Genomic DNA, 2,156 nt, shown 5'->3' on the forward strand with positions numbered 1-2,156 from the left:
AGTCCCGCCAGCATCGCAAAAGTCTCACGCGACTGCTTACCCAAACGCGATAATAGCGTGTGCCCGTGATCACGCAAAAATACACTTTTTGGGTTAATGACCTGCTGACGCTGTAACCACTGCTTATCGACAATATCCGCCCAGAACAGCTGTGATGGATTGTAATGCAATAAAGTAATATCAAAGTAAGTCGATAGCTTTTGCAAAAAATTGAGCTCGTTTTGCGGTAATTGCTGCAAAGTAAAGATATGCAGCTGTTTTGGCAGTATTGAGAAGACATCTACCCCTGTCTCTATACCGCTGCCGTCTTTGGCACTTTTCATAATTTGCCAAAAGCGTGCTTCAATCGCTTGCCGGTGCTCATAGACTAGAGCAAACAATAAGCGCCACAAATGACGCTGCGCGCGCTCAAGCTCGACATAATGCGCAATCAGCCACTCAGGCGTCATGCCAGCATGCTCATCGAACAGTTTTGCCAGCTCATCTTTATCCTTGATAAGGGTCTCAACATCCACCGGCTTATCTTGTGACCATAGCGTAAGCCAATCCTCGCGGTGCGTAAGATAGCGGCTAAATACTCGAGCAAAATCAGTCGCCAAAGACCAAAGCCGTATATCCTGCTGACTTGAGTCCGACTTGTCATCGAGCAGCGCCGATAAGAGCGGATGCAAAGGATGAGTGTCATCCGCGATTATCTGTCCTTGATAATAAGTAAAGTAGCCAAACAAACGCCACTGCATAACTGATCCTGTGAGTACAGCGACCTCAGGCACAGATAAAGTGTCATGCGCGCGCTCATTGACTACCAGCCACTCGTTGTGTGCAGACAGCACCTTTTGCATCAATGTCCACTGATACTGACCCCAAAACGTCGTCGTAACTAAAGTGCTAATACCTGCCTGACTGGCGATAGATTTATCTAACCAATCACCGAGCACCATTGAGGGTACAATGACGATAAACTCATCAAAGATACCTTGGTTTTTGGACTGATAAGCCGTCAGTAAGTGCTCGACAAGGCGTTCGGTCAAATGGGACTGAATAATGGTAAACATAGAGGATCTTATCCACTAAAAAGAGGTTAATATTGACGCTAAACACACTATCTACTGCTAATTGTGCATCGCAGGCGTGTCTACATTTTATTTTCTGCTATTATATTGTTTGCTCATAGCACAGGATGCAAAGCGTCTTAGTGTGCCACCGATAGATGCATTTTACCAGTATCTGACAGCGCTGATGAAACATGTACGACAACCAACGTCGTAGAGATATTTTGAGTATGGTTGATAATGAAAGGTTCAAGCTATGCCGCTACGTCCTATAGATGCGATATTTGTCAATCCAAAAAGGCGCTTGTACGTCGTCTACTACCGCGGCGTGCTATGGCAGTTGCCGCGTATGAAAGTTGACGCGGCAGCTTGGAGGCGTCGCAAGCCCTATGATGGAGATAAAGACGAGCTGTATCTTAGCCGAATGCAGGCTATAGCAGACCCAACACTCGCGGCGAAGCTACGCACTCTTAATCTGCCTCAAGCAGTACGCGGGAGTACGCTTGCTCGGTTTGAAGCTTGGTGGGAGACGCAAGGCTATTACTGGATTAAAGACTTAGTAGATAACCATCAGTCCCCGCTTGCCGTGCATCAAACAGGGTCGTCATCAACTGAGTCAGTTGTGTTATCATCCCCTGCGCAAAATAATTCTGAGCTTCTAAATAATAAAGATATATTCGATACAATGCTTGCAGAATTGATCGATGAGGTTTTAGACCTTTAAAGCTGTATTTTGAACTCATGCTCTACATATAGTCTAGGGTCTGTTGAACACTCGATCCTGGCACTGATAGAGACTAAGCAAAACGCTGGGTAGATAATCACTTAGTAGATAATCACTTAAACGCCTATTCCTACTATTAAATAAGTCACTTCTATGAAAGACTACAAACGCGTACTCATTGCTATCGCGCTACTGCTATTGCTCGTAATCATCGGCCTATTGAGTTGGCTTTGGCTAAGTAACCGTAAAAACATGGATCCGCTACCTGTGATGGTAAGCGATAGTGCGATGATAAGTGCTACAACTAATGAGCAAGAGGATCCTGATAGTGGTAATGAAGTCGCCACGACCGTCCTATATATACAAGCAGAAAACAGACT

General features: G+C 45.2%; 2 protein-coding genes and 1 pseudogene. 2 read left to right on the top strand and 1 reads right to left on the bottom strand.

The genetic code is table 11. The features are described 5' to 3' along the window. On the bottom strand, positions 1-1,055 hold a 1,055-nt coding region (locus ACTXGO_RS12795; protein WP_443574799.1), incomplete at its 3' end, for an exodeoxyribonuclease V subunit gamma. Positions 1,056-1,308: 253 nt separating this feature from the next. On the opposite strand from ACTXGO_RS12795, the gene ACTXGO_RS12800 reads away from it, so the two are divergent. Together ACTXGO_RS12800 and ACTXGO_RS12805 are read left to right on the top strand one after the other, a co-directional pair. Continuing rightward, positions 1,309-1,776, top strand: a complete 468-nt coding sequence (locus ACTXGO_RS12800; protein WP_443574800.1) for a hypothetical protein — start codon at positions 1,309-1,311, stop codon at positions 1,774-1,776. A 153-nt stretch (positions 1,777-1,929) separates the two neighbouring features. Further along, positions 1,930-2,156: pseudogene (locus ACTXGO_RS12805) on the top strand (hypothetical protein); the annotation flags it as partial.

This window comes from Psychrobacter sp. T6-1, assembly GCF_052258445.1.

Excerpts from the sequence above, each read along its gene's own strand:
- ACTXGO_RS12800 (WP_443574800.1), top strand. The coding sequence starts at position 1,309 with ATGCCGCTACGTCCTATAGATGCGATATTTGTCAATCCAAAAAGGCGC.